This window comes from Arachnia sp. (assembly GCF_057238465.1).
Genome location: NZ_DBHHFZ010000007.1, coordinates 118,202 through 143,600, shown reverse-complemented (window position 1 = coordinate 143,600; position 25,399 = coordinate 118,202). Strand labels below are relative to the sequence as shown.

Annotated in this window: 24 protein-coding genes and 1 riboswitch; of the genes, 16 read left to right on the top strand and 8 right to left on the bottom strand. The window is 66.3% G+C overall.

Annotated elements, in window-relative coordinates; all coding sequences use genetic code 11:
* Positions 1-201: 201 nt before the first annotated feature.
* Entirely contained in the window at positions 202-2,595 is a 2,394-nt protein-coding gene (locus ACO6D6_RS09060) for a helix-turn-helix transcriptional regulator (RefSeq protein ID WP_484784935.1), read from the top strand.
* 183 nt (positions 2,596-2,778) lie between these two features.
* Here ACO6D6_RS09060 and ACO6D6_RS09055 read toward each other — a convergent pair whose 3' ends face one another.
* The 6 genes from ACO6D6_RS09055 to iolC form a co-directional block, all read right to left on the bottom strand.
* Complete coding sequence (locus tag ACO6D6_RS09055) at positions 2,779-3,645, bottom strand: ABC transporter permease (protein WP_484784934.1); 867 nt, start codon at positions 3,643-3,645, stop codon at positions 2,779-2,781.
* Positions 3,642-4,553 (bottom strand): ABC transporter ATP-binding protein, encoded by a 912-nt coding sequence (locus ACO6D6_RS09050; protein WP_484784933.1) that lies wholly within the window; start codon positions 4,551-4,553, stop codon positions 3,642-3,644. Before ACO6D6_RS09050 ends, ACO6D6_RS09055 begins: the two co-directional genes overlap by 4 nt.
* Before the next feature lie 261 nt (positions 4,554-4,814).
* Positions 4,815-5,204, bottom strand: coding sequence for a hypothetical protein (locus ACO6D6_RS09045; protein ID WP_484784932.1), 390 nt, complete (start codon positions 5,202-5,204; stop codon positions 4,815-4,817).
* A gap of 188 nt (positions 5,205-5,392) precedes the next feature.
* Positions 5,393-7,279: a 3D-(3,5/4)-trihydroxycyclohexane-1,2-dione acylhydrolase (decyclizing) gene (gene iolD, locus ACO6D6_RS09040; RefSeq protein ID WP_484784931.1), complete on the bottom strand. Its 1,887-nt coding sequence runs from the start codon at positions 7,277-7,279 to the stop codon at positions 5,393-5,395.
* Between the two features lie 9 nt (positions 7,280-7,288).
* On the bottom strand, positions 7,289-8,161 hold the full coding sequence (iolB, locus tag ACO6D6_RS09035; protein ID WP_484784930.1) for a 5-deoxy-glucuronate isomerase: 873 nt from the start codon (positions 8,159-8,161) through the stop codon (positions 7,289-7,291).
* A gap of 10 nt (positions 8,162-8,171) precedes the next feature.
* Positions 8,172-9,152 carry a 5-dehydro-2-deoxygluconokinase gene (gene iolC, locus ACO6D6_RS09030; RefSeq protein ID WP_484784929.1) on the bottom strand — a complete coding sequence of 327 codons (981 nt, stop codon included), beginning with the start codon at positions 9,150-9,152 and terminating at the stop codon, positions 8,172-8,174.
* A gap of 205 nt (positions 9,153-9,357) precedes the next feature.
* Between iolC and ACO6D6_RS09025 the strand changes: the two genes are divergently transcribed.
* The 9 genes from ACO6D6_RS09025 to ACO6D6_RS08985 all read left to right on the top strand — a co-directional run bounded on the left by ACO6D6_RS09025 (position 9,358) and on the right by ACO6D6_RS08985 (position 16,620).
* Positions 9,358-10,101 (top strand): GntR family transcriptional regulator, encoded by a 744-nt coding sequence (locus ACO6D6_RS09025; protein WP_484784928.1) that lies wholly within the window; start codon positions 9,358-9,360, stop codon positions 10,099-10,101.
* A 78-nt stretch (positions 10,102-10,179) separates the two neighbouring features.
* Entirely contained in the window at positions 10,180-10,371 is a 192-nt protein-coding gene (locus ACO6D6_RS09020) for a type II toxin-antitoxin system HicA family toxin (protein WP_197721359.1), read from the top strand.
* Positions 10,368-10,739, top strand: a complete 372-nt coding sequence (locus ACO6D6_RS09015) for an antitoxin HicB (protein ID WP_484784927.1) — start codon at positions 10,368-10,370, stop codon at positions 10,737-10,739. Before ACO6D6_RS09020 ends, ACO6D6_RS09015 begins: the two co-directional genes overlap by 4 nt.
* Positions 10,740-10,949: 210 nt before the next feature.
* The gene (locus ACO6D6_RS09010) at positions 10,950-12,029 is read left to right on the top strand and encodes a transaldolase family protein (protein ID WP_484784926.1); all 1,080 of its coding nucleotides are present in this window, start codon (positions 10,950-10,952) and stop codon (positions 12,027-12,029) included.
* 174 nt (positions 12,030-12,203) lie between these two features.
* Positions 12,204-13,199 (top strand): inositol 2-dehydrogenase, encoded by a 996-nt coding sequence (gene iolG, locus ACO6D6_RS09005; protein WP_484784925.1) that lies wholly within the window; start codon positions 12,204-12,206, stop codon positions 13,197-13,199.
* Positions 13,196-14,059, top strand: a complete 864-nt coding sequence (locus ACO6D6_RS09000; protein WP_484784924.1) for a sugar phosphate isomerase/epimerase family protein — start codon at positions 13,196-13,198, stop codon at positions 14,057-14,059. Before iolG ends, ACO6D6_RS09000 begins: the two co-directional genes overlap by 4 nt.
* Before the next feature lie 343 nt (positions 14,060-14,402).
* Positions 14,403-15,308, top strand: a complete 906-nt coding sequence (locus tag ACO6D6_RS08995; protein ID WP_484784923.1) for an SPFH domain-containing protein — start codon at positions 14,403-14,405, stop codon at positions 15,306-15,308.
* Positions 15,305-15,529 (top strand): type II toxin-antitoxin system antitoxin, encoded by a 225-nt coding sequence (locus ACO6D6_RS08990; RefSeq protein WP_484784922.1) that lies wholly within the window; start codon positions 15,305-15,307, stop codon positions 15,527-15,529. The genes ACO6D6_RS08995 and ACO6D6_RS08990 overlap by 4 nt, the downstream gene beginning before the upstream one ends.
* Positions 15,530-15,588: 59 nt before the next feature.
* Positions 15,589-16,620 (top strand): aldo/keto reductase, encoded by a 1,032-nt coding sequence (locus tag ACO6D6_RS08985; RefSeq protein ID WP_484784921.1) that lies wholly within the window; start codon positions 15,589-15,591, stop codon positions 16,618-16,620.
* Here the strand turns inward: ACO6D6_RS08985 and ACO6D6_RS08980 are convergent.
* Both ACO6D6_RS08980 and ACO6D6_RS08975 read right to left on the bottom strand, forming a co-directional pair.
* Entirely contained in the window at positions 16,597-17,028 is a 432-nt protein-coding gene (locus tag ACO6D6_RS08980) for a hypothetical protein (RefSeq protein ID WP_484784920.1), read from the bottom strand. The genes ACO6D6_RS08985 and ACO6D6_RS08980 overlap by 24 nt on opposite strands.
* 326 nt (positions 17,029-17,354) lie before the next feature.
* The gene (locus tag ACO6D6_RS08975) at positions 17,355-19,706 is read right to left on the bottom strand and encodes a glycogen debranching protein (RefSeq protein ID WP_484784919.1); all 2,352 of its coding nucleotides are present in this window, start codon (positions 19,704-19,706) and stop codon (positions 17,355-17,357) included.
* 157 nt (positions 19,707-19,863) lie between these two features.
* On the opposite strand from ACO6D6_RS08975, the gene ACO6D6_RS08970 reads away from it, so the two are divergent.
* From ACO6D6_RS08970 to ACO6D6_RS08945, 6 genes are all read left to right on the top strand, one after another.
* A complete protein-coding gene (locus ACO6D6_RS08970) occupies positions 19,864-20,574 on the top strand; it encodes a PT domain-containing protein (protein WP_484784918.1) in 711 nt (236 codons plus the stop codon).
* A gap of 92 nt (positions 20,575-20,666) precedes the next feature.
* Positions 20,667-21,344: a hypothetical protein gene (locus tag ACO6D6_RS08965; protein WP_484784917.1), complete on the top strand. Its 678-nt coding sequence runs from the start codon at positions 20,667-20,669 to the stop codon at positions 21,342-21,344.
* Positions 21,345-21,703: 359 nt separating this feature from the next.
* Positions 21,704-22,117 carry a hypothetical protein gene (locus ACO6D6_RS08960; RefSeq protein WP_484784916.1) on the top strand — a complete coding sequence of 138 codons (414 nt, stop codon included), beginning with the start codon at positions 21,704-21,706 and terminating at the stop codon, positions 22,115-22,117.
* 261 nt (positions 22,118-22,378) lie between these two features.
* On the top strand, positions 22,379-23,272 hold the full coding sequence (locus ACO6D6_RS08955) for a PIG-L family deacetylase (protein ID WP_484784915.1): 894 nt from the start codon (positions 22,379-22,381) through the stop codon (positions 23,270-23,272).
* A 52-nt stretch (positions 23,273-23,324) separates the two neighbouring features.
* Positions 23,325-23,497: riboswitch (cobalamin riboswitch) on the top strand.
* Positions 23,498-23,537: 40 nt separating this feature from the next.
* Positions 23,538-24,599 (top strand): FecCD family ABC transporter permease, encoded by a 1,062-nt coding sequence (locus ACO6D6_RS08950; protein WP_484784914.1) that lies wholly within the window; start codon positions 23,538-23,540, stop codon positions 24,597-24,599.
* Positions 24,596-25,393, top strand: a complete 798-nt coding sequence (locus tag ACO6D6_RS08945; protein ID WP_484784913.1) for an ABC transporter ATP-binding protein — start codon at positions 24,596-24,598, stop codon at positions 25,391-25,393. Before ACO6D6_RS08950 ends, ACO6D6_RS08945 begins: the two co-directional genes overlap by 4 nt.
* The last annotated feature ends 6 nt before the right edge of the window (positions 25,394-25,399 follow it).

Genomic DNA, 25,399 nt, shown 5'->3' with positions numbered 1-25,399 from the left:
GCCCCGCCCCGGAGGTCACGGGGTCCGGGAACCGCACGCCGATGCTCCGCGGATCCTCGTCGCCACGGGTCAAGAACACCCAGGATCGCAACCGCACCCTTCCCCCGACCGGAAGTTAAGTTTTCCGTTTTTCCTCTCCCGCATCGGCTCTGGAATTACTACGGTTGACGTACCGGAGGTCACGGACGACACCCGAGGAGGATGGAAGGCATCATCGTGGAAACGGAAACCGTCGAGGTGGTGGATGGGGTCAAGGCGCCTCGCGACCGGGCCCGTCGGCATGGCTCGTTGAGCATCGTCCCGGCATCAGCCGCGTGGGAGCTCCCAGAGTCCGGGACGGTGCTGGATGCCGCTGCTGAACCGGAATGCCGGGTCCAGCTGATCAGTTCTCCCGATGGAGATGAGATCGTCCTCTTCCAGCGTCGTTGCGACGGCCAGGTGGAAGCAACGACGCTCCCCGGCGACTCCTGGTCCACCCGCATCGTCGATCTGGGGGTCGGGACCGTCCGTATCGACGGCAGCGGGATGTTCCGCACGAAACCCGCTCCAACATCCCACGTCGAAACCCTGGTGCAGCACGGCGTGCACGTGGTGATCGCCACGGAGGACACCGAGGACGAGTTCAATCTCGTGGCGCGCCTCAGCCATCTGAAACCGCAGCTGCTGCTGCATCGCACAATGCCCCCCGAGGAGGTGTGGCGCACGGTCCGGTCACAGACCGGCAATGCCCTGAACGTTCACCGGGCGATGATCGAGGCCCTTTGCGAATGCCACCCCATCCTGGTGCACCTTTTCCTGGCGGCGCTGTGCCACACCAGGGACGGCGAACTGGTCTCGACGGCGGCCGTCGTCGATTCGCTGGCCGACGCGATAACCCACGTCGTGCGCACCCAGCTCCCCCGGTCCCACGACCAGGCGATATTTCTCCTGTGCCTCGCGCTGCGCGGGGATCGGGTTTCCACGGTGAAGGTCGACCGGGTGCTGGAGAGCACCAGCCTGGGCACCCATTACGCCCGGCGCATGGTGTTGGCCATCTCATCGGAACCGGTTTCCCCGGACTTGGATGCCGCCTTGTGGCAGCGCCTGCGAACACACCTCGACGCCGAAACCTTCGACACCGCCCGGCGTGCCCTGATGCCCCTGCTGAACGATGGCTCGGTGAACGAGGGGCATCACCTCGGTCTGCTCGAACTGTTCACCGGGGACACGGATTCCTGCCTGAGACCGGAAGTCGCTGATGTGATCCGGCGGGTGGTCGATGCAGCCGATGTTCGCGGAAGGAACCACATCCTGCGTTCCCTGCCGCGATTCCTCAAGGATGAATCGGCAGGAAAGGCCGCCACGCGGCTGGCCACGATATGTTCCGATATTGATTTGACGGCGCTCGGGGTTGCGTTGGAGGTGCTCATTGCCGCAGACGGTTTACCTGACGCCGCTTACGACGTGTTGTCGCCCTTGGTCGCCCTGGAACATCCAGTCCTGTCGGCACAATTGGCGGAAAGGGCTCTGGGGACGCTTGACCCGCGTGATCCCCGAATTGTCACGGCGGCACTCTCGTGGATAATCACCTCACCGGCCACCACATGCACCGAACCCGAACGTCGCCGCCGCACACTCCGGCGAATCGTCGCCATGTCGCGCCGTGATCATCCATCGGCCCCCGTCATGCGGGCGGGCGTGGCGGGCCTTCACGCCTTCACCCGGCGCTCCGCGGGCGCCCAGCTGCGCGAACTGGTCGCACAGCAGGGTTTGTCCCCGGGTGGGCTGCCGCTCATGGCCTGTTGCCTCGCAGGGCTGGCCATGAGCATGAACGCCAGGACGGATGAGGCCTCGATGTGGTGTTGGCGCGCACGGTCGCTCGCGAGCACCCGCAGGTCCGAGCACACCTGGGTGCTCATCGTTCATTCGCTGGTCGCCTTCCACCGCCGGGACCTGAGACTGGCCCGCGAACTGCTCGCACGCGTTGTCGGCGTGGCCAAGGCCATGCGGGCCTCCGCCGTCGGGCAGTTCTGCGAACTCGCGATGCGCTACCTGTGCAAGGACTCCAGCAGCTCAGGAACGCTTTCGCCGCTCTACGAAAGGGCCCACATCGTTCTCCGCGTGTTCGCCACCTACTGCGCCGCGGATCTGGATCACCGCAGGGGCAGTGTCCAACTGGCCATAGACAAACATTTCGCCACCGGCCGGTTGCTGGCCTCGGCGAAACTCACGAACCCCTTGATCCTGGACTGGCAACACCAGCTCAGAACCATATTTGTTTCCTGCCACGAGGACGCGATGGCGGAATGCCTCCGAAACGACATCTGCGCCGCAGAGGAGTCGTGGCGCTCCGTGAACGACTTCTCGGACATCCCCATCCATCGCGACGGCATTCACCCGGGAACCGGAGACGAGCCCCCGAAACTCAGCGTCAGCGAGCAGAAGGTCGCCGAGCAGGTGGCCGCGGGATGCACCAATGCGCAGGCCGCTGAGGCGCTGTTCCTGAGCAAACGCACGGTGGACACCCATTTACGAAACATTTATCGCCGCCTCGGAATATCCAATAGATGCGAGCTGACCGAGTTCGTCAAGAAAAATTATCGCGAGCAAGAATAGTTTTCACACTCAGCAATAGTTCATCAGGAATGAACAGCAAGCCCTGAATGAAAAACGTCGAGGGTCCCGCCTCCAGAAAAACTACGGAGACAGGACCCTTGGCACGATACCGGGCGGGGCGGGCAGCCGCCCCCCACCCGGTCATTCCCAGCAGCACACCCAAGCAGGACGCTGCCGCGGATTTCACTTCACCCGCTGACCACGCCAACGGAAGGCGAAAGCGGCCAGAATGCCACCCACTACGGTCCAGGCGATCAGGATGACAGCCGCCAGACCCAGATCCCAGGACCCGCTCGGCTCGGCCGACTCCAAGAAATCCGGCAGGAACACGAACCGCAGACCCTTCGCCATCCACAACAGGGGGAAGGCGTAGCCGATGCTGGTGAGCACGGCGGGAATCATCGAGAGCGGAAAGAACACCCCTGAAACGAATTGAAGAATCATGAACGGAGGGGTGGTGGCGCCGGGGGCGGCCCGGGAATTGGGGATCAGCGCCGTGTACGCGATACCGAGTAGCGAACAGGAACTCACCCCGAGCAGGACCACCCACACCAAGGTCAGCCAGCGCACGGCGTCGGACGGCATCGGAAGGCCGTAGAGCACCATTCCCAGAACCATCAGGATGATGACCTCGAACACCGTCGTAATGAGCGCCTTGACCGTGATCCCGACAAAATAGGCGACCCTCGGCATCGGGGACGCGGCCAACCTGCGGATGAGACCCTCGTCCCGGTCACTGGTGACGCTGAGCGCCAGCGACTGGAATGTGGTACTCATCACACCGACACCGATCATCCCGGAGATGAACAACAGGCGATAATCAACGTTGGTTCCCGGTATTTTTTGATTGAAAACGGCACCGAAAACGAGCATCAACAGCACCGGAAGGGCCATGTTGAAAATCAGCGACATCCAATTGCGGAAGAACGTCAACAGTTCCACCCGCGACCGCGCCAGACTCGCCTCAACCAACCCGGGGAGTCGTTTGCGCGTCGCGGCACCGGCCCTAGGAGCCGTTGCCATCGAAACCTGCGTAAATTCGCTGCTCATCGCTGCTCCTTCGCCTGTTCGATCATGTCTATGTAGATCCGCTCAAGGCTGGGCTGGGTGACCTGTAAGCCGGGTATTTCCGCTATTCCTCGTCGCTGTGCTGCATCCAGCAGCAGCCGTAGCAGCGCCGTCGGCTCATCGGTGGCATAGAGGCAGCTGTGGGGTTCGCTTTCCAGTCTCGTCGCCAAACCCGGCGGCACCTCGACCAGGGGATCGAGATCGTAGGAAACACGATGCCGGCTACCGGTCAACTGGGCCAGCTGGTCCAGGGTACCGACGTGCAACATCCGCCCACCCGCGATGACACCGATCCGCTGGGACAGTTCCTGCGCCTCGTCCAGGTAGTGGGTGGTCAGCACCGTAGTCATTCCCTCACCGGTGAGCAGGCGCACCAGTTCCCACGCCTCACGCCGGGCCTCCGGGTCGAGCCCAGTAGTCGGCTCGTCCAGGAAGAGGAGCCGAGGCCGGCCGACCACACCCACCGCCACGTCCAGGCGCCGGCGCTGCCCGCCCGAGAGTTTGGTGGTGTAGGTCTTGGTCTTGGCCCTGAGACCGACCATGTCTATGAGCTGCTCGGTCGGGAAGGGGTCGGGGTAGAACGTGGCGAAATGGTCAATTACCTCGTGGACCGTGAGTTCCTGATAATCCGCCGTGCCCTGCGGCACCACCCCCACCTGAGCGCGCCATTCGCGCTCATCGTTCTGCGGGTCACGTCCCAGTACGCTCACCGTACCGCTGGTACGTCGCTGCGCACCCGTTAGGATGTCGATGGTGGTCGTCTTACCGGCACCGTTCGGACCGAGAAAGGCAAACACCTCCCCACTTTCCACTTGCAGGTCGACGTCGTCGACCGCCACGAAACTCCCGTATGTTTTTCTCAGTCCGCTGACGGTGATGGCGCTCGACATCCCCTGTCCTCCTCTCCGGGTTGTCACTGGAGCCGGGGCGACGAGACGGGGCCGCTTCGCCCCGTTCACCAACTCCTCCCGGAAGTCAGGGTATTCCGGTTACGGGAACCCCAGGAGAGCATCCGGCGACTTACAGAGCGCCGCGAGGATAAATACGCATCGAGTCGGTATGCGTAAGCATGCCTACGCAACAAACTGCGACGATGCGCGACAGCTCCCAGGGCTCCGGAGGTCCGGCATCCGATTGCAGCCCTGCCGTCATCAGCTCTTCTTGATTTTCTCGATGTCGGGAGGCAGCGTGTCCCAGTCCCATTCCTTGACCCACTCCCCGTCCTTCTCCACCACACGCGAAGTACCAATATCGCCAGACAACAGCCACAACACGTCGGCATCCTCCTGCCACACCACCCCCACCGGATGCGCGCTCATGAGATAACGCCTATCATCACTCCACAACACCTCACCCGCCGAATTCTTGATCACCGGATACACATTGCGTCTCCCATTGATCTCCTCGGCGAGGAACTCCGAGGTGTACCGCCCCGACGACGAGATCCGCGTCTCCCCGTCAGGCAGCACAGCCGGATCCGGAACAAACCGCCCCCACAACCAAACGACCAACACCGCCACCACCACGGCGCCAGCCCGCAAGACCCATGTCCTCGCCCTCATCAGTACAGCCGCCCCTTTCCACTTCCACCCACCACATCACCCCGGGCATCAACGATCGCAGCGCTGCTCCCCCTCACCCGACCCAACCAGCCACATCCTCCCCCGATCCCGACGGGCCTCCGAACGGCGGCGGGGCCGCCCTCCTTTCAGGGCGGCCCCGCCGAGGTTCAGCGCAGATAGTGGCGCTGGTCGGTCTTCTTGCCCTCGTACCAGGTGCGGGCCTGTTGCGTCGACTCGATGCGCGAAACCTCCGAGATCGGCACATCCCACCAGCTGGAACCGGGCGGGTTGGGGCCGTACAGGTCGGTCTCGATGTGGATCATCACCGGACTCTCACAGGCCACCGCCTCGGCATAGGCCTTGCGGAACTCGTCCATGCCGTGGACCCTCAGCACCTTCAGGCCCCACGACTCCGCATTGGTGGCGATGTCGACGGGAAGCAGGTCGCCGTCGGCGTTGTGGGGGGTCTCACCGGTGCGGTAGCGGGTGCCGAAACGCTGCGACCCGTGGCTCTCCGACAGCGCCCCGATGGAGGCGAAGCCGTAGTTCTGCAGCAGCACGAAGATGACCTTGATCTTCTCCTGGACGATGGTCGCGAGCTCCATCGGCAGCATCTGGTAGGTGCCATCGCCGACGATGGAGACCACCTCGGCCTCGGGCCTGGCCAGTTTCACACCCATCGCCGCGGGGATCTCGTAGCCCATGCAGGAGAAGGCGTACTCCACGTGGTACTGCTCCGGGGTGGGGGCCTGCCACAGGCACTGGAGGTCGCCAGGCATCGAACCGGCGGCGTTGATGACGACGTCCCCGTCGCCCATCAGCTCGTTGAGCGCCCCGAACACCTCGGTCTGCGCGGGCAGCGGGGTCTGATCACGGTGGTAGCACTCGTGCGTGACCTTCGCCCACTCCGCCTTCAATTCCGCGATGCGCCCGGTGTAGTCGTCACCGACCCGGTACCCGTCGAGGGCCGCGGTCAGCGCCTCCAAGGACTCGCGCGCGTCGCCGACCACCATCTCGGCGCTGTGCTTGGCGGCGTCGAAGGCGGCGACGTTGATGTTGACGAACTTCACATCCGGGTTCTTGAACTGGGTGTGCGAGGCGGTGGTGAAATCCGAGTAGCGCGTCCCGATGCCGATCACGACATCGGCCTCGTCGGCCAGGGCGTTGGCCGAGGCGGCACCCGTCGACCCGACCCCACCGACCGCGGCCGGGTGGTCGTGGTTGATCGCGCCCTTGCCCGCCTGGGTGTCGGAGACGGGAATCCCGGTGGCGTCCGCGAAAGCCCGCAGCTGCTTCGACGCCTCCGCGTAGATCACGCCACCACCCGCGACGACGAGGGGTCTGCGCGCATCCCGGATGATCGCGGCGGCCCGTTCGATGGCGGCGGCCTCGGCCGGTGGGCGGCGCACGTGCCAGACCCGTCGCGCGAAGAACTCGACGGGGAAGTCGTAGGACTCGGCCTGCACGTCCTGCGGCAGGGCGATGGTCACCGCGCCCGTGTCAACCGGATCGGTCAGCACCCGCAACCCGGCGAGCAGCGACGGAATGAGCTGCTCGGGCCGTTCGATGCGGTCGAAGAACCGCGAGACGGGACGGAAGCAGTCGGTGGCGGCGGTCATCGGCGAGACCGGGTCCTCGACCTGCTGCAGCACCGGGTCGGGGAAGCGGGTGGCGAACTGGTCGGAGGGGAACAGCAGCACCGGCAGCCGGTTCGTCGTGGCCAGGGCCGCGCCCGTGACCATGTTCAGCGACCCGGGGCCGATCGAGGCGGTGCACATCCAGGTGCTCAGCCGGTTCGTGGTCTTGGCGTAGGCCGCGGCGGCGTGCACCATGCCCTGCTCGTTGCGGGGCATGATGTAGCGCATCCGTTCGCCCTCGGGGGTGGGGTCGAGATCGTTCTGCAGCAGGGCCTGGCCGATCCCGGCGACGTTGCCGTGCCCGAAGATGCCGAAGGCACCCGCGATGAGACGCCGCTCGATACCGTCGCGTTCGGTGTACTGGTTGACGAGGAAGCGGACGACCGCCTGCCCGACGGTGAGACGCACTGTTGACACTGGGTTTCCTTAGTTGAGAGGGGTCATGGGGAGCCGGGGATCAACGTCCTGGGAGGCCCAGGTGTCGCGGATCCAGGTGTATGCGGGATCGTCGGTCATCAGCCAGGTGGAGTCCTCGGCGGGCCCGGCCATGACGTTGAGGTAGTAGAGGTCGTATCCGGGCGCGGCCACCGACGGGCCGTGGTAGCCGTGCGGCATCGTCACCACGTCGCGGGAGTGCACCTCGGCACACACGTCGATTTCGTGGCCCGAGGGATAGATGCGCTGCAACGCCATCCCCGGCGACCCGTTCAGCCCCGGCCGCACCTCGTAGTAGTAGATCTCCTCGAGGATGCGTTCCACCTCGTTGTGTTCGTCGTGCTTGTGGGGCGGGTAGCTGGACCAGTTGCCACCCGGGGTCAGCACCTCGCAGGCCAGCAGGTGGGAGGTCTCCAGGTCGTTGCCGAGCGCGTAGTTGTTGACCTGACGGGAACACGGACCCGCGCCGCGCAGGGTGGTGACCACCTCGGTGACGGGGCAGTACCGCACCGGCAGGTCGCGGGTGGCCTTCGCCGCGGGCAGCGCGAACCGCCCCCCGGATTCGCTGCGGACCGTGAACGTGGTCTCGCGCGGGATGTAGAGGTAGTCGGTGATGGCGCTCCACACCTCCTCGCGGCCGTTGAGCACGTGGGTTTCGCCTTTCACCTCGACGGTGCAGCCCCCGGACAGCGGCAGCACCAGCAGCTCGGAGACCCCGGAGGTCACCGTCTCCGATCCGCCCGCGGGCAGCGCCAGCACGCGGATGGAGCTCCACTCCCAACCGGCGCGTTCGATGCTGACGTCGGTCTCGAACTGGCCGTGGGCGGTGCTTCCCGCCTTGATCACGTGGGTTTCGTTGTCCATGTTTTCCTCCTCAGTGCCGGATTCTGCTGACGACCGGGACGACCTGCGGGTTGGCCGCCATCAAACGCTCCACCTCGTCGATACGCGGCATGGCGGTGGAGCACTCCAGCCGTGACGCGACGATGGCACCCGCCGCCGACGCGAAGGCGAACGTCCTGGCCAGGTCCCAGCCCTGCAGCAGGCCGTGGCACACGGCCCCGCCGAAGCCGTCGCCCGCGCCGAGCCCGTTGCGGACCTGGACGTTCGTGACGGGCACGTAGACCCGCTCCGTCGCGGTGCGCACCAGGGTTCCCATCATTCCCTGTTTCACGACGGCCACTTCCACCCCGCGTTCCAGCAGCGCGAGGGCCGCGGCATCCGGGTCGGTCTCGCCGACCGCGATCCGGCACTCCTCCAGGTTCCCGATCGCCACGTCGACGTGGTCGAGGGCCTGCTGGACCTGTGCGGTCGCCTCCTGTTCGCTGGGCCAGAAACGCGCCCGGTAGTCGAGGTCGAGGATGCTCATGCCGTTGCCGTGGTGGCGTCGCAGCGCCTCGTGGTTGGCCGACCGCGACGGCTCCACCGACAGGCCGCTGACGGTCAGCCACAGGATGCGGGCCGTGGCGACCTCGTCGGGCAGGTCGTCGACGCCGATCTCCAGGTCGGGGGTGGTGGGCTGGCGGTAGAAGAACAACGGGAAGTTGTCGGGCGGGAAGACCTCGCAGAAGGTGACGGGGGTGTTGAACGCCGGGTTCACCACGACGTGCCGGGCGTCCACGCCCAGCCGGGTCAACTCGGAACGGACGAAACGGCCGAAGGGATCGTCGCCGACCCCGGTGACGCAGGCGACGGAATGCCCCAGGCGGGCCGCGGCGACGGCCACGTTCGCAGACGAGCCACCGAGGAACTTGCCGAACCGCGTCACGTCCTCCAGGTGGGTGTTCATCTCCAGCGGGTACAGGTCCACCCCGCACCTGCCGATGGTGCAAACGTCGAGTACCGGCTCATCCACGGTGATGACTCCTTGATTTCGGGGATGGCTCCTCAAGGTCGGGGATTGTTCCAGTCTGCCCACGCGGAGGACCCCAGTCAACCTATGTCAGGACATACTTCCCGTTCCGCGCACCGCGAACAGTCATCCGGCTTGTATGATCAATCCAAACCGTCACCTATCTGTCACGCCGAAACAAAGCACGTTCTGGCCCGAGGACCACATCATGGAACCGACCTACGAACCGGAGATCACGCTGGACCGCGATTCCCAGGTCCCCCTGTACCAGCAGATCGCGAAACCGATCGAGACCGCAATCCTGTCCGGGGCGCTACCCGCAGGGGCGATGATCGAGGACGAGGTGTCGATGGCCACCCGCTTGGACGTGGCCCGACCCACGGCCCGCCGGGCGTTGCAGGAACTGGCCTCGCGAGGGCTGTTGACGCGCCGTCGCGGAGTGGGCACCCGCGTCACCCCGCCCCACGTGCACCGCCCCATGAAGCTGTCCTCCCTGAACGACGACCTCGCCGAGGCCGGGTTCTCCCCCACCACCCGGGTGCTCTCCTACGAGGTGCGCGAGGCATCGCCGGAGGAGGCCGAGAAACTCAGCATCCCCCAGGGCGAGGGGCTGCTTGCGGTACGTCGCCTCCGCTACGCCGACGACCACCCCCTGGCGCTGATGACGAACCTCATTCCCCTCGACATCGCACCGACCTGGCAGGAACTCGGCGAGAGCGGCCTCTACCGCTGCCTGGCGGCGCGCGGCGTCGAGGTGGCCTCCGCCCGCCAGGTGATCGGCGCCCGCGAGGCGAACGCGAAGGAGGCCGAGGCCCTGGGCGAGGAGGAGGGGGCGCCGCTGCTGACGATGGAACGCACCGGCTACGCCGCCGACGGACGGGTGGTCGAGTTCGGCCAGCACGTCTACCGCCCGAGCCTGTACTCCTTCCACTTCTCGCTGTTCACGTCCTGATGTGAACGCACCACTCGGCACCAGAGGCACGTGCCGGCCCGTTTGTCGTCTCGGTTTAGGGAGGGTAAATTAGTCCATGTGACCAAGCCCATGAAATACCGCGACCTGTCACGGCTTCTGGTGGACGCCGGGTTCACGTCGCGGCCGGGAAAAGGCGATCACGAGATCTGGCGCAAGGGACCAATCGTGGTCGTCATCACCAAGACTCGGGATGTGTCGCCAAAGGTCACGCGCGATGCGCTCAGGGCGATCGAAAGGAGCAAGGCATGAACGCTCTCACCGTAACGGCATCCCGCTGGAGCGCGGGTTGGGAACTTGAGATCGACGACAACCATCACACAGCTGTTCGCGACCTCGGCAACGCTCGTAGGCAGGTTGTCGACTATCTCGACAGCCTCAACGAGAAGGTCGATCACTCCACATGGGAGATCACGATCATCCCCGATCTCGGAGAGCTTTCCGACGAAGTGGCCGCCGCGAGAAACGCCACAAAAGCCGCGGCATCTGCGACAGAAGCCGCAGCCAAACAATCGCGCGATGTCGCACGCAAGCTTCGCAGCGCTGGCTACTCCGTCGCGGATTCGGCCGCCATCCTCGGAATCTCCAAGGGCAGGGTCTCCCAGCTCGTCAACACCTGAGACGTTCCTCGGAGGAGCGGCTGATCCTCGGCGGGTCGCGAACGCGCAACAGCCCTCCCACAAGGCGAATCGCCCCTCGGATGGGATCCCGATCCCACCCTCCCGGCTCTTTGTCATTACAAGCGCTTGACTTGGTGTTGCCATTGGGGTTGACTTGGTTCGACGACGGCGATGACGCTGCCGCGACCCCCGAGAAGGAGCCTGAAGTCCATGACTGACATTGAATACACACCAGGACCTCTCCTGGACGCCGCCCGCAACACCCCGACGGCGCTCTGGAACGATTCCTCCGACCTGGACGAGCTGCGCCAGTCCATCTCGTACGGTGGCGTCGGCGCCACCTGCAACCCGGTCATCGCCTACACCACCATCAAGAAGCACCTCGACGTGTGGGCGCCGCGCATCCAGGCCATCGCCGACGCCAACCCCACCTGGGGCGAGTCCGAGATCGGCTGGAAGGCCGTCAAGGACATGTCGCAGGAGGCCGCGAAGCTCCTGGAGCCCATCTTCGATGAGCACAAGGGACGCAACGGCCGCCTGTCGGTGCAGACCGACCCGCGTTTCCACCGCGACGCCAAGAAACTCGCCGACCAGGCCGAGGAGTTCCACAACCTGGCCCGCAACATCGTGGTGAAGATCCCCGCCACCAAGACCGGCCTTGAGGCCATTGAGGACGCCACCTCCCGCGGCGTCTCGATCAACGTCACCGTCTCCTTCTCCGTGCCGCAGGCCGTGCAGGCCGCCGAGGCCATCGAACGCGGCCTGAAGGCCCGCGAGGCCGCCGGGCACGACACCTCCGAGATGGGGCCGGTCGTCACGATCATGGTGGGGCGTCTCGACGACTGGCTGAAGCATGTCGTCGCCCGCGACGGCATCTTCATCGACCCGTCGGCCCTCGAATGGGCGGGCATCGCCGCCATGAAGCGCGCCCACCAGATCTTCCAGGAGCGCGGTTACCGCGCCCGTGTGCTCGCGGCAGCCTTCCGCAACGTCAACCAGTGGGCCGAGTTCGTCGGCGGCGACGTGGTGGTCTCCCCGCCATTCAAGTGGCAGAAGATCATCGCCGATTCCGACTACACCGCCCGCGAACGCATCGCCGATCCCGTCGATCCGCGCTACATCGCCGAGCTGAAGCGCATCCCGGACTTCGTCCGCGCCTACGAGCCCGACGGCATGACCGTCGAGGAGTTCGAGGAGTTCGGACCCACCCGCAAGACGCTGCGCCAGTTCCTGGCCGCCGACGCGGACCTCGACGCCCTGGTGCGCGACATCATCGTCCCGGCACCCTGACCCGGTCCCCGAGACAAGCCGGTTTGCTGGCCTTGTACCCGGTTTGCTGGACTTGTTGCTGTTTGCCTGCGCTGTAGCGCAGGCAAACGTGAATACGCCCAGCAAACCGGCATTAGGGCCAGCGAACCGGCCCCCCACGCCCAGCGGGCATCTCACTCCCAGGAAGGAAACCCCATGCTGCGCATCGCAGTGATAGGCGCGGGTCGCATCGGCAAGGTCCATGCCGCCACCGTCGCCGCCCATCCCCAGGCCCGGCTCGTGCTGGTCTGTGACCCGTTCATCGAGGCCGCGAAGGCCCTCGCCGAACCCCTCGGGGCGCGCGCCTCCGCCGACGCCGCCGAGGCCTTCTCCGCCGACGACGTGGACGCGGTTGTCATCGGCTCCCCCACCCCCCTGCACGCCGAGCACGTCCTGGCCGCCGCCCGCGCGGGCAAGGCCTCGCTGTGCGAGAAGCCCGTCGCATCCTCCGTCGAGGCGGCCCGCGCCCTCGCCGACGAGCTCGCGACCTTCGAGCACCCGCCGGTGATGGTCGGTTTCCAGCGCCGCTACGACCCCTCCATCGCGAAGGCCCAGCGGCTCGCCGCCGAGGGCCGGATCGGGCGTATCGAGCAGCTCACCATCATCTCCCGCGACCCCGCCCCGCCGTCGGCGGAGTACCTGGCGCAGTCGGGGGGCGTGTTCAAGGACATGACCATCCACGACTTCGACGAGGCCCGGTTCTTCCTGGGTGAGATCGTCTCCGTCAACGCCATCGGGCAGAAACTCGACCCGGCGCTGGCCGACGTCGACGACTTCGACGGCGCCGTCACGACCCTGCGGGCCGCCAGCGGCGCGGTCGCGATCATCAAGAACACCCGTCACTGCGCCAGCGGCTACGACCAGAAGGTGGAGGTCTTCGGGTCCGAGGGTGAGCTGGTGACCGAGAACCTGCGTTCCACGTCGCTGATCATCAACGACGCCAAGGGGTCGGCCACCCAGGAGGTCTACCTCGACTTCTTCCTGGAGCGTTACGCTGACGCCTACCGCGATGAGCTCACGGCCTTCATCGACGCCGTCAACAACGGCTCCCCCGTGACCCCGACCGTCGAGGACGGCGTGGCCGCGCTGGTGCTGGCAGAGGCCGCAGAACGTTCCGCTCGCAGCGGACAGACCGTGGAGGTGACGAAATGAGGATCGCAGGGGCCCCGATCTCGTGGGGCGTGTGTGAGGTGCCGGGCTGGGGTTTCCAGATGAACCCCGACCGGGTGCTCTCCGAGATGGTGGAACTGGGGTTGACGGCCACGGAGTTCGGCCCGCAGGGCTGGCTGCCCGTCGAGCCGGAGGCGCGCGCGGCCGCGGTGAAGGCGCACGGCCTGACCCCGGTGGGCGCGTTCTTCCTGGCCGTGATGCACGACCCCGACCACGACCCGATCCCCGCCGTCAAGGCGGAGCTGGAGGCGTTCCGCGTCGCGGGCGGGTCGGTGCTGGTGCTGGCCTGCGACTCGGGTCGCGAGGGCTACGACGACCGTCCCGTCCTCGACGAGCAGGGCTGGGCGACGCTGTACCGCAACCTGGACCGGATCGCCGAGGTGTGCGCCGAGGCCGGTGTGACGGCGTGCGTGCACCCGCACTGGGGCACCATGATCCAGAACGCCGACGAGGTGGAGCGGATCCTCGACGAGACCGGCGTCGGGCTGTGCCTCGACACGGGACACATGATGGCGGGCGGCGCGGACCCGGTGGACATCGTGCGCCGCCACCCGGAGCGGGTCGCGATCGTGCACGCGAAGGACGTCCACAAGGAGCTCACCGACAAGCTCCTGACCGGGGAACTCACCTGGAGCGAGGGCATCAGGGCCGAGATGTTCGCCCCCATCGGTGACGGCGACGTCGACTTCGCCACCATCGTCTCCCTGCTGAACGAGGTGGGCTTCGACGGCTACTGGGTGCTTGAGCAGGACATCATGCTCGACGAGGATCCCGCCCCCGGTGAGGGTCCCATCCACAACGCCCGCAAGTCCTTCGAGGCGCTGAAGTCCCTGGCGGTCTAAACGCCTCTCCCCCTGAAGCTGGTTGAGCCGGGACGTGAGCGCCCCTGCCTGAAGCTGGTTGAGCCGGGACGCGAGCACCCTTCTCTTCTGAAGCTGGTTGAGCCGGGACGCAACGAAGGAGCGGCCCGTGTCGAAACCACCCGACCACGAGTCCTCGGACACGCGCAAGAGGTTTCGACACGGCCTGCTCGCTGACGCTCGCAGGCCGGCTCAACCAACTTCAAATGGGCAAAACCGGTTGGGCCGGGCCGCGGAACGAGCGGCCCGGCCCGGTCATTTTTCCCGGTGCTCAACCCGACCCAAAAATCTGATATCATTTTGACATCACGAAGAAGGAGTCGACATGACCACCAACGTTCCACTTCCCTCCACCCCGGATGTCGACGTGCAGGAGCGCCGCGCCTGGACCATGCCCGGACCCGTCGGCCTGTTGGGAATCGTCGTGGCCGTCGGATTGATCGCCCTGGGTGTCCAGCAGACCGCCATCGAGAACCTGCCCCTGGGGCCGATCCTCATCGGGATCGGTGCGCTTGCACTGGCCGTCCTCGCCTCCGGGTTGTGCATGCTCAGCCCCGGCGAGGCGAAGGTGCTGGAGTTCTTCGGCTCCTACATCGGCACCGTCCGCAAGCCCGGCCTTTGGTTCGTGGTCCCGTTCGTCGTCCAGAAGAAGATCTCGGTGAAGGTCCACAACTTCGAGACCCACGAGTTGAAGGTCAACGACGCCGACGGCAACCCGATCAACATCGCCGCCATCGTCGTGTGGCAGGTGGCCGACACCGCCCAGGCCAAGTACGCCGTCGAGGACCACATCGACTTCGTGCGTGTCCAGTCCGAGGCGGCGCTGCGGCACATCGCGATGAGCCACCCCTACGACAACCAGGAAACCACGATCACGCTGCGCGGCGACACCGAGGTGATCGCCAAGGAGATGGCCGACGAGGTGGCGGCGCGGATCGCTCTGGCCGGGCTGCGCGTCGTCGAGACCCGGATCTCGTCGCTGGCCTACGCCTCCGAGATCGCGCAGGCGATGCTGCAACGCCAGCAGGCCGCCGCCATCATCGCGGCCCGCGAGAAGATCGTCGAGGGCGCGGTCTCCATGGTCCAGGACGCCCTCACCCAGCTCGAGGCCGCCGATGTCGTGGTCCTCGACGACGAGCGCCGCGCCGCGATGGTCTCCAACCTCCTGGTGGTGCTGTGCGGCGACTCGCGGGCGACACCCATAGTCAACGCGGGATCGCTGTATCAGTGACCCCGAGGTCCGCGGATCGGCCGGAGCGCAAACAGGTGCTGCTCCGGCTCGATCCATCCGTGCACACGGCCCTGGCGCGCTGGGCCGCCGATGACCTGCGGTCGGTGAACGCGCAAATCGAGTACCTGCTCCGAGACGCCCTGAAGCGGGCCGGCCGCCTGCCGGGTGACGCCGCCCCCATTCGCCGCCCGGGCCGCCCCCCGAAATCGGAATCCAGCTGAGGCAACCCCGTAGGCACGGCTGGTCCACGTAGGATCGGAAACCAGAGAGGAGAGGCGGCATGGAACGCAGGCGAATGGGCAGCAGCGGAGTTTCGGTCTCGACGCTGGCGCTGGGAACGATGACCTTCGGGGCGGAATCCCCGGCCGAGGAATCCTTGGCAATGCTGGACACCTATGTGGAGGCGGGCGGCAATTTCATCGACACCGCCGATGTCTACGCCGACGGCGTTTCCGAGGAGATCGTCGGCGAGTGGCTCCGGTCCCGGCCACGGGAGATCACCCGGGAGATGGTGCTGACGACGAAGGGGCGTTTCTCCACGTCGGCGCTCGGTGGGTCGTTCGGGGCGTCACGGCGGCACCTGCGTCGCGCGCTCACCGAAAGCCTGCGCCGCCTGCGGGTCGATCACATCGACCTCTACATCGTGCACTCCTGGGATCCCATCACCCCGGTCGAGGAAACCATGGACTTCCTGGACCGGGCGGTCAGTGACGGCCTGATCGGCTACGGGGGCATCTCCAACTACCTGGGCTGGCAGGTTCAGCGGGCCGTGCGGGCCTGCGACGCACGGGGATTGCGCCGCCCCGTCATGCTGCAGCCCTCGTACTCGCTGCTGCGACGCGAGGCCGAGTGGGAGATGCTGCCCTCGGCTGCCGACGCGGGACTGGGCGTGATGGCGTGGTCGCCACTGGCGGGCGGCTGGCTGACGGGCAAGTACTCCCGCGACGGCGCTCCGACGGGCACCACCCGACTGGGCGAGAATCCGCAGCGCGGCATCGAGGCCTACGACCGGATCGCCCGCGACGAGCGCACGTGGGAGATCCTCGACGCCCTCCGGCAGGTCGCTGCCGACAACGACACCACCCCGGCGAACGTCGCACTGGCCTGGGTGGTCGCGCAACCCGGCATCACCACCGCGATCCTCGGAGCCCGCACCGTCGGGCAGCTGCGGGCGAACCTGGCCGCGGCATCACTCACCCTCGCGCCGGAGCACCTGGCCGATCTGACCGCCATCTCCATCCCGCGGACCGGCCCGTGGCCGTACGGCCCCGACGGCGTGGCCCAGCGGTCACGGGGAGTCGGCGAGGGATAACTCCCCGAAGCTGGTTGAGCCGGGCAACGGCCGCAGGACACCGAGGAGCACCAGTACCAGCAGCAGCTGCGCGACGCCCATCCCGCCCCACAGCGCGTGGGGCCACATGAATCTGTCCAGCACCAGGCATTCGCCCGCGATCCACCCGATCATCACCGTCCCGGCGAGCGCATGCCCCAGCGGAAGCCATCGCCTCATCCGCAGCTGGACGACGGCGGCGGCCCATTGGAAACCGCCGACGACGACCCCGAGGAGCAGGGCGGCCAGGACGTACCGGCCCTCGAAAACCGTGGCGTCGAGCAGCGGGGCGAACCACTGCGGCGCGACCAGCAGCTCGACCGCCCCGAGCAGCGTCGAGAGAATCTGGAAGACGGCGACCCCCAACAGGCACCCCCGAACGACCCTCACGGCCGTCTCCTCACCCTCGCCCGGCAGGCACCCACCAAGTGGGGTCTCCGGAAATGCTCCAGATGGAGGTCCAGCAGGGCGGATCGGGTGTCACGACGCATGGAATCCTCCTGGCCTGTGGATGTGGTTCCGGCACGGGCCATCCCGTCGTCGCAGTCCGGTTCGCCCAGCTCCGAGATGACGTTCCCGCGCGACCTTTGGCTAACACTTGTTAATTTACTTCACAGAGGGCACGCCCTCCACAGCCGCAATCCGTGGGACGAAACCGGGCCGGGCGTCCCGAAGGACCCACCCGACCCGGTTGCGGAGGAGGCAGAGGAGTTGGATCAGCCGGCCTCGCCAGCGGGTGCCGGGGAGTCGTGCCAGACCACCACCGACCACGGCTGCACCTGCGCCTGGCCGTCGAGGATCATTCCCTCGCCCTCCGGCCAGGAGTTGTCGGCGGGCTCGGCCCAGACCCCCGTGTCGATCAGCCGACGCCACACCCTGCCCTCGGCGGGAACCGGCGCGCTGAACCCGACCTCCACATCGGCCATGTTGACCATCATCAGGAAGTTGTCCCCGGGGGAATTGATGTAGACACTGAGCGCCCGGTCACCGTCCTGCGGATGCCCTTCCAGCGACGGGGTGTGGAACAGGTAGGAGACGTCCCTGTCGTCGGGCACCAGGTCACCGTACTGTTTCTGCTGCAACGATTCGTGCCGTTGCCGCAGGTGCGCCAGGAAACTGGTGAACCGGAGCAGCCCGTTGACGTTCGGTGCCGTGTCGAACGTCCCTAGGTTGTCGTGGTACGACGCGTCCGTCATGCCGGGCGCCACCGGCACCTGCTGCGGGGCGTTGGTGGGGATCATGGCGTAGTTGTTCCACATCGCCACCGAGTCGATCTCCCACGGATTGTTGTTGCCGTTCTGGGTGCGGCCGAACTCGTCGCCCGCGACGAACATCGGCACCCCGCGCGACAGGTACAGGATGGTCAGGAAGTTGCGGATCCTCTGCCGCCGCAATTCCCGCGACCCCCCGGAGTCCCACGACAGGTTGCCGTCCGAGCCGCCGTCGGAGGGGCCGAACGGGTAGGGCTGGTTGTTGTTCTTCTCCTGATAGCTGACCAGGTCGGCCATGTTGAAGCCGTCGTGGGCGTCGATGAAGTTGATGGTTTTCTGGGGTCCGCCGTTGTCGGCGAAGTTGTCGTGATCGCCGTTGACGACTTCCAGGAACTCGATGGTGTTCCCGTCGCCCTTTGCGAACCGGCGCACCGCGTCGCGGTAGCGGCCGTTCCACTCGGCCCAGCCCTGCGGGAAGTTGCCGACTTCGTAGCCCCACAGGTCCCACGCCTCCGCGATGACCTCGATCTGCTTTTCCTCGGCGAACTCGGCGATGGCGGTCAGCAGCGGATGGTCGGTGTAGAAGCGTTTCTGGTTGTCCCAGTCCTCGCGGGCGGCCTCGTTGGGTTTACGGCCGAGCACCGTCGCCAGGTCGAACCGGAATCCATCGACCCCCATCTCCACGGTCCAGCGTTCGAGCGAGTCGAGCACCAGCTGCTGGGCCACGGGTGAGGAGTAGTTGAGCTGGTTGGAGGTGCCCGTGGCGCCGTCGACCAGCGCGTGTGAGTCCGTCATCACGTAGTACTCGGCCGCGGCGAACCCGCCAAGAGAGGTGAATCCCACGGTGTTCGGGTCGCCACCCCAGTTGCCGCCCTCCGCGGTGTGGTTGTAGACGACGTCCAGGTAGATCTCCAGCCCGGCCTCGTGGAAGGCGGCCACCATCTGCTGGAACTCGCGCGTCGGCCCGCCCAGCGACTTGTCGTGGGCGTATTTGCGGTTGGGGGCGAAGAACGACAGGGTCATGTAGCCCCACGAGTTCGTGTGTCCCTCGCGCGCGGATTCGGACTGGTTGGTCTCGTGGATGGGCAGCAACTCCAGGGTGGTGATGCCCAACGCCTTCAGGTAGGGCGCCATCATCCCGACGCCCCGGTAGGTGCCCAGGTATTCCTCGGGGATGTTCACCACGTCCTGGAAACCCGGTTCGCCGCTGAGCAGCGTGCCGAGTTCGACGATGGAGGGGTGCCCGACCAGCTGCGAGACCGACGCCTCGTAGATGGCAGCCTTCTCGCCGGGCAGCTTCGGTTTGGTGAACGCCGGGCTGGTGGGTCGCAGGATCACGCCCTTGGGTGCGATGTGGGCGGTGTCGGTCTCGCGGCGGGGCGCGCCCCGGTAGTCGTCCGGGCCGGTACCGAAGGCACCGCCGTCGAGCCCGGTCTCCAGGATCGCGTCGGAATAGACGGTGTGGGTGATTTCCCGGGCGTAGGGGTCGAACATCACCTTGTTGGGGTTGAAACGGTTGCCGTACTCATCGATGTCGGCGATGAAACCGGCTGAGCTGCCGGGTCTCCAGGCGGGGTCCCAGGGCCAGTTCCCACCCCAGACACGGAAACCGTACAGGTCGCACTCGGAGACACCGCGCACATGAGCCCGCCAGACCCCGTCGGGACCCTCCGACATCAGGAAGGATGCGACGGAGTCGGCTCCCAGGGCCTGGGGGAAGAAGTCAAGCTGAACCCGGCTGGCATCGGGGGCGTAGACCGCGAAGGTGGCACCCTCGTCGGTTAGGTGAGCACCGAGTGGCCACTCGGCATGCCCCCAGTTCTCGGGCTGCACAGGAGCCATATAGGAAACGTCCATGTGAGACATCATTACACGCGGTTCCGAGGGTTTCGGACACTCAGGTCCGAAACCCCCACGGATCGGGTCGGCCACGCACCCCCGTCCCGCCTCTGGACGCGGCTAACCCCCAAGCCGCTACAGTTGTGCTTGGATTTCCACAGAAAGGCTTGCGCATATGAGCGACCCGTATCCACCTCAGCAACCTGGTTTCCAGCCCCAGGGGGGACCAACATCCCCCAACCCGTACGATCCGTCGAGTCAGCCGACCTCGCAGCCCTACGGTCAGCAGACACCCAATCCCTACGGTCAACCGGCCGCGCAGCCCTACGGCCAGCCGACCGCACAGCCCTACGGTCAACCGACCATGCAGCCCTACGGTCAGTCGACCGCACAGCCCTACGGTCAACCGACCATGCAGCCCTACGGTCAGTCGACCTTCAGCCCCTACAGCGCCTACGGCCCCCAGCGTCCCGGCGCCGCCACCGGGGCCTCCGTGCTCGGAATCGTCAGCGGAAGTCTCGGAATCATCCTCGGGTTCGCCTACATCGCCGGCCTTTCCGCCATTCAAGTCGCGGCCAGCGTGCTCGGGGTCAACGAGGGCCTGTACACCCTTCTCCGTTATTTTGCCGCCTTCGGCACGTTCCTCGCCGCCGTCGCCCTCCTGGTGGGAGGCATCATGTTCCTCAAGGGCAAGGGATACCCCGTGCTGCTCTACGGCGCATTCGCACAGGCCGCCCTGTCCCTGATCGACCTGACCACCAGCCTGATGAACAAGTACGCCGTCCAAAACGGGCTCACCTACCTTGGTCCTGTCATCGGTTTGGGTATGGCCGGTTTCACCATCTACCTGCTGTTCACGCCAGTGGCAAAGCAGTGGAGGAAGTAGGCGATCCGAATCCACTTTGACTTCATTTCTTTGTTGGAAACAGGTGAAGTCATCGCAATCACGTCTGTAGCGACGCGGAAAGGCTGAGACGCATGACCAATCAGTATCCGCCCAATCCGGCATTCCCGGGCCCCGGCTACCCGCCAAACCAGGCACCTCACCAACCCGGAGGGGTGCCATCGGGCCAGGGCCAACCGCACGGGCAGTCGTACGCCCAGCCCTACGGGCAGTTCTACGGTCAACAGTTTCCGCAGCCCTACGAACCCGTCTACGTCCCGGTGCCGCAGAAACCGAGGCGCCCCGGCAACGCGACGGCCGCGTCCGTGCTGGGAATCGTCGGTGGCGGCATGGGTATCTTCATGGGCTTCTTCGCGATCGCTTTCACATCCAGCTTCCAGGGCGCGGTGGCATTTATCGGCGCCTCGCCGGGTCCTTCGGCTCTACTCGTGCTCTCCTACATCGAGGCTTTCGGCACCTTCCTCACCGCCGTCGCCCTCCTGACAAGCGGAATCACCTTCTTGAAGGGCAAGGGAGGTGCCGTGCTGCTAATCAGCGCCGTATCGCAGGCCGCGATGGCCCTGCTCTTCCCGACGATCCTGTTGATGATTCCACAGCTTCTGGATCTCGACAATTACACGAACAGGGGGGTCCAACAGCTGACATCGGCCTTCAGTGGGCTCATCCTGTTCGCCGTGATCGTCGGACTGGGCCTGGCAGCCTCCATCATCGGCCTGCTGCTCTCGCCAACCGCCAGGTCCTGGCGAAGATAGCCGAGGTCTGGACTCCGTAAACCGACCTGAAGGACGACAACTTGTAAACCGGTACGGTGCGCGCTGAAATGTGACCCCCTCAGAAAGGCTCGCGAATGAGTTGCGCAGGTTCTTCCGACCCAAGGCCTCCAGGTCCCGATTTCCTGGCCGCCCCGCCATTCCAGCAGCCCGGTCCGCCCCAAAACTCAAGCCCTGAGTCGTCGCCCACCCCTCACAGCCAGTTCCACGCCCCGATGCCCCAGAACACGGCACCATCCCGGCAGGTTCCCCCCCTGTACGGGGCGCATCGCCAGCCCGAAGGTCCGAAACGCCCTGGACCGGCAACCACCGCAGCCGTACTCGGAATCATCAGTGGTTCCTTGGGACTGTTTCCAGCGATCGCAACCCTTTTCACCGTAGCCAAGATCCTCGAAGTGGAAGGCGATTCCGCTGGACCCATGAAGGCATCGATCACCATTTTGTTGCCCTCGGGCTTGGCGACCAGCGCCACCGTGATCGCCCTTCTCGTGGCCGGAATCACATTTCTCAAGGGAAAGGGTTACACGGTACTGTTGTCCGCCGTCATAGCACAGCTCACCCTGACGGCTTTCTATGTGGTGATCATGCTGCTGGCCCTTGAGTCGATCATCTGGTCGATACGGAACATGAATTCGAGTGCCGCGGGTTTGGTGATCATCATCTTCTGCGCGCTGGTCGGCCTAGGGCTGGCCATCAGCAACCTCGTCCTGTTGTGCAAGCCCGCAACCCGGCGGTGGGCGAAGCGGGTTTCCTGACGCCATTCGATACCCATGACCTGACTCACAGGGTCTTCACTGAACCCTTTGGCCCGATTGGCCTCGGGTGTTTCGTCAACGTCGTCATCCTGTTGCTCGGCCCCGGCACACAGCAGCGGGCAAGACAGACCTCCCGCCTCTCCCAGCCCATGCCGACGACCAGGGGGCAGCCTCACCAGAACCCGTTCTTCTGGCCGCTTCCCGGGAAACCACTTTCCCGGGACACTTTTGTTGCATCATCCCGGGGCTATCCTTGCCCGCGTGTCTGATCGCCGTTTGATGTTCGTCCACGCCCACCCCGATGACGAGTCGTCGCAGTCGCCCGCCACCATGTCGCGTTACGTCGACGAGGGCGCCCAGGTGACGCTGGTCACCTGCACCCTGGGTGAGCTGGGCGAGATCCTGGTGCCCGAGTGGGAGCACTACAGCCCCTCCGAGCTGGGCGCGCACCGCATCGACGAGCTGAACAGGGCGCTCGAGATCGTCGGCGTCACCGACCACGTGTGGCTGGGCGGCATGGGCAGGTACCACGACTCCGGCATGACCACCGACGACGAGGGCCGCGCGATTCCCCGCGACGAGCTGCCCGACGGCGCGTTCTGGGCCGCCGACCTGCTGGAGGCCTCCAACCATCTCGTCACCCTGATCCGCGACCGCCGGCCCCAGGTGGTCGCCACCTACGACCAGAACGGCAACTACGGCCACCCCGACCACATCCAGGCGCACCGCGTCACCATGTACGCCACGCTGCTGGCGGGGGTGTCGTCGTACCGGCCGGACCTGGGAGAGTCGTGGCAGGTGAGCCGGGTGCTGTGGATCAGCCACAATCCGCAGGCGTGGCTCCGGGCCGCGGAGAAGGCCCGCGAGCTGGGTCTGCCGTTGCCCGAGGGCGTGGACGAGGAGGCCATGCGCCGCCGCTTCGCCATCGACCCGCGTCACATCGCGGCGGTGATTCCCTACGCGAGTCGCGCCGACCTGTGCCAGGCCGCCCTGGAGGCCCACCGCAGCCAAGTGGATCCGGAACACCCGCTGTGGAAGATGTTCCGTTTCATGCGCACCGTCGAGGGCGCGGGCGAGGCCTACCGACTGGCCGCGGGGGTTCCCTTCCCCGGCGACGGTCCCGCCGACGACCTGTTCGCGGGCCTCGACGTCTGAGGGTTCCGTGGACGGGGATGCCGCCGATGCGGCAGATTCGTCCTTCAACTGATACCCTCCGCCTTGAGGCTGGCCCGTAGAGGGCATGGGAACCCGGTGCGAATCCGGGACTGACGCGCAGCGGTGACGGTGACAAACCTGCGACTCACGCCACTGGGGAAACCCGGGAAGGCCACAGGCGAGGAAGATCCGGAGTCCGAAGACCGCAGCTTCGTTTCTATCGACTGAGAGCCTCGCGGACGGGCTCGTGGACACTGGAGCTTCTTTGGCAAGCCTGAAAACAGCCCGCAGGGTGCTGAAACGCCTCACCCTGCCCATCGTCGTCGTGGTGCTGGCGCTCACCGCACTGAGCGTCATCCACTCCGTCAACATCGGCTCCGAGCCCCTCGATCAGAACGCCATCTGGCAGGTGATCGTCAGCAGGCTGCAGGGAGTCAGCAGCGGGAACAAGGCCGTCGAAACCATCGTCTGGGACCTGCGACTCCCCCGGGCGCTGCTGGCGGTTGTCGTCGGCGCGGGGCTCGGGATCGCGGGCTGCGCGATGCAGACCCTGGTGCGCAACCCCCTCGCCGATCCCTACCTGCTCGGTGTCTCCTCGGGTGCCTCCGTCGGCGCCACCGCCGTGATCACCTTCGGCATCCTGTCCGGTTTCGGGCTGTGGTCGACCTCGATCGGGGCGCTGTTCGGTGCCCTGGGGGCGGCGCTGGCCGTCTACCTGGTGGCCATGGCCCAGGGTGGCCTCACCCCGATCCGGCTGGTCCTGTCCGGGGTGGTGCTCTCCTCGGCCTTCTCGGCCATCGCGAGTTTCCTGGTGTTCAAGGGCCCCGACCCGCGCGCCGCGCAGTCGGTGCTGTACTGGCTGCTCGGCAGCGTCTCCGGCGCCCAGTGGGACCGGCTCCCGCTCGCGACCGGCGTCGTCGTGGTCTGCCTGGTGCTGCTCCTGCTCGGCAGCGGCTGGCTCGACGCGCTGGCCTGGGGACCCGACGCCGCCGCGGCCCTCGGAATCCCCGTCGGCCTGCTGCGGCAAGGTCTCTTCCTGCTGCTGGCGGTGCTGGTCGGGGTGCTGGTGGCGGTTTCCGGCGGCATCGGTTTCGTCGGCCTGGTCATCCCGCACCTGTGCCGCATGGTCGTGGGGTCCCTGCACCGCCGGCTGCTTCCCGTCGCCGCCTCCGTCGGTGGGCTGTTCCTGCTGTGGGTCGACGTGCTCTCCCGGGTCATCGTCGCCCCCGCCGAGGTGCCTCTCGGCGTGGTCACCGGCCTGATCGGCGCACCGGTCTTCCTGATCGTCATGGGTCGCCGCAACTACGGATTCGGAGGTGCCTCGTGACCGCGCTCAAGGCCGACAACCTCACCTGCTCGATCGGGCGGCGGGTGATCGTCTCCGGCATCGATCTCGACGTGCAGCCCGGCACCATGACGGCCCTGGTCGGGGTCAACGGCGTCGGCAAATCCACCCTGATGCGGGTGCTGGCCGGCATCAGGCCCGCGACGACGGGGCGCGTGGAGGTCGACGGCAAGGATCTCTCCCAGCTCCGCCCGAGGGAACGGGCACGGCTGATGGCCTTCGTCGCCCAGGAGGAGGCCGCACCCGAGGACCTCACCCTCTCCGAGATGGTCACCCTCGGGCGGCTGCCGCACCTGATGCCCTGGCAGGTCGGCGGTTCCGACGAGAAACGCATCGTCGCCGAGTGCCTGGAGATGGTGGGGTTGACGCACCTGGCCGGCCGGCGCTGCGGGCACCTCTCCGGTGGCGAAAGGCGCCGCGCCATGCTCGCCAAGGGCCTGGCGCAGGGCACCGACCTGCTGCTGCTCGACGAGCCCACCAACCATCTCGACGTGCACCACCAGCTGCACCTGCTGCAGACCATGCGGGCCACCGGCCGCACCATCCTCGCCTCGATCCACGACCTCGACCTGGCCATGGGCTGGTTCGACCGGATCGTGATGCTCGCCGACGGTGGGATCCACGCCGCCGGGACACCCGAAGAAGTCATGACCGCCGTGAACCTGGAGTCCGCCTTCAAGGTGCGGGCCCGACAGGTCTCGGCGGTCGGCGACGGGGTGCAACACCTCGTCATCGACGGCCTCGTGCCGACCGAAAAGACCGATCCAGAAACGTAAGGAGAC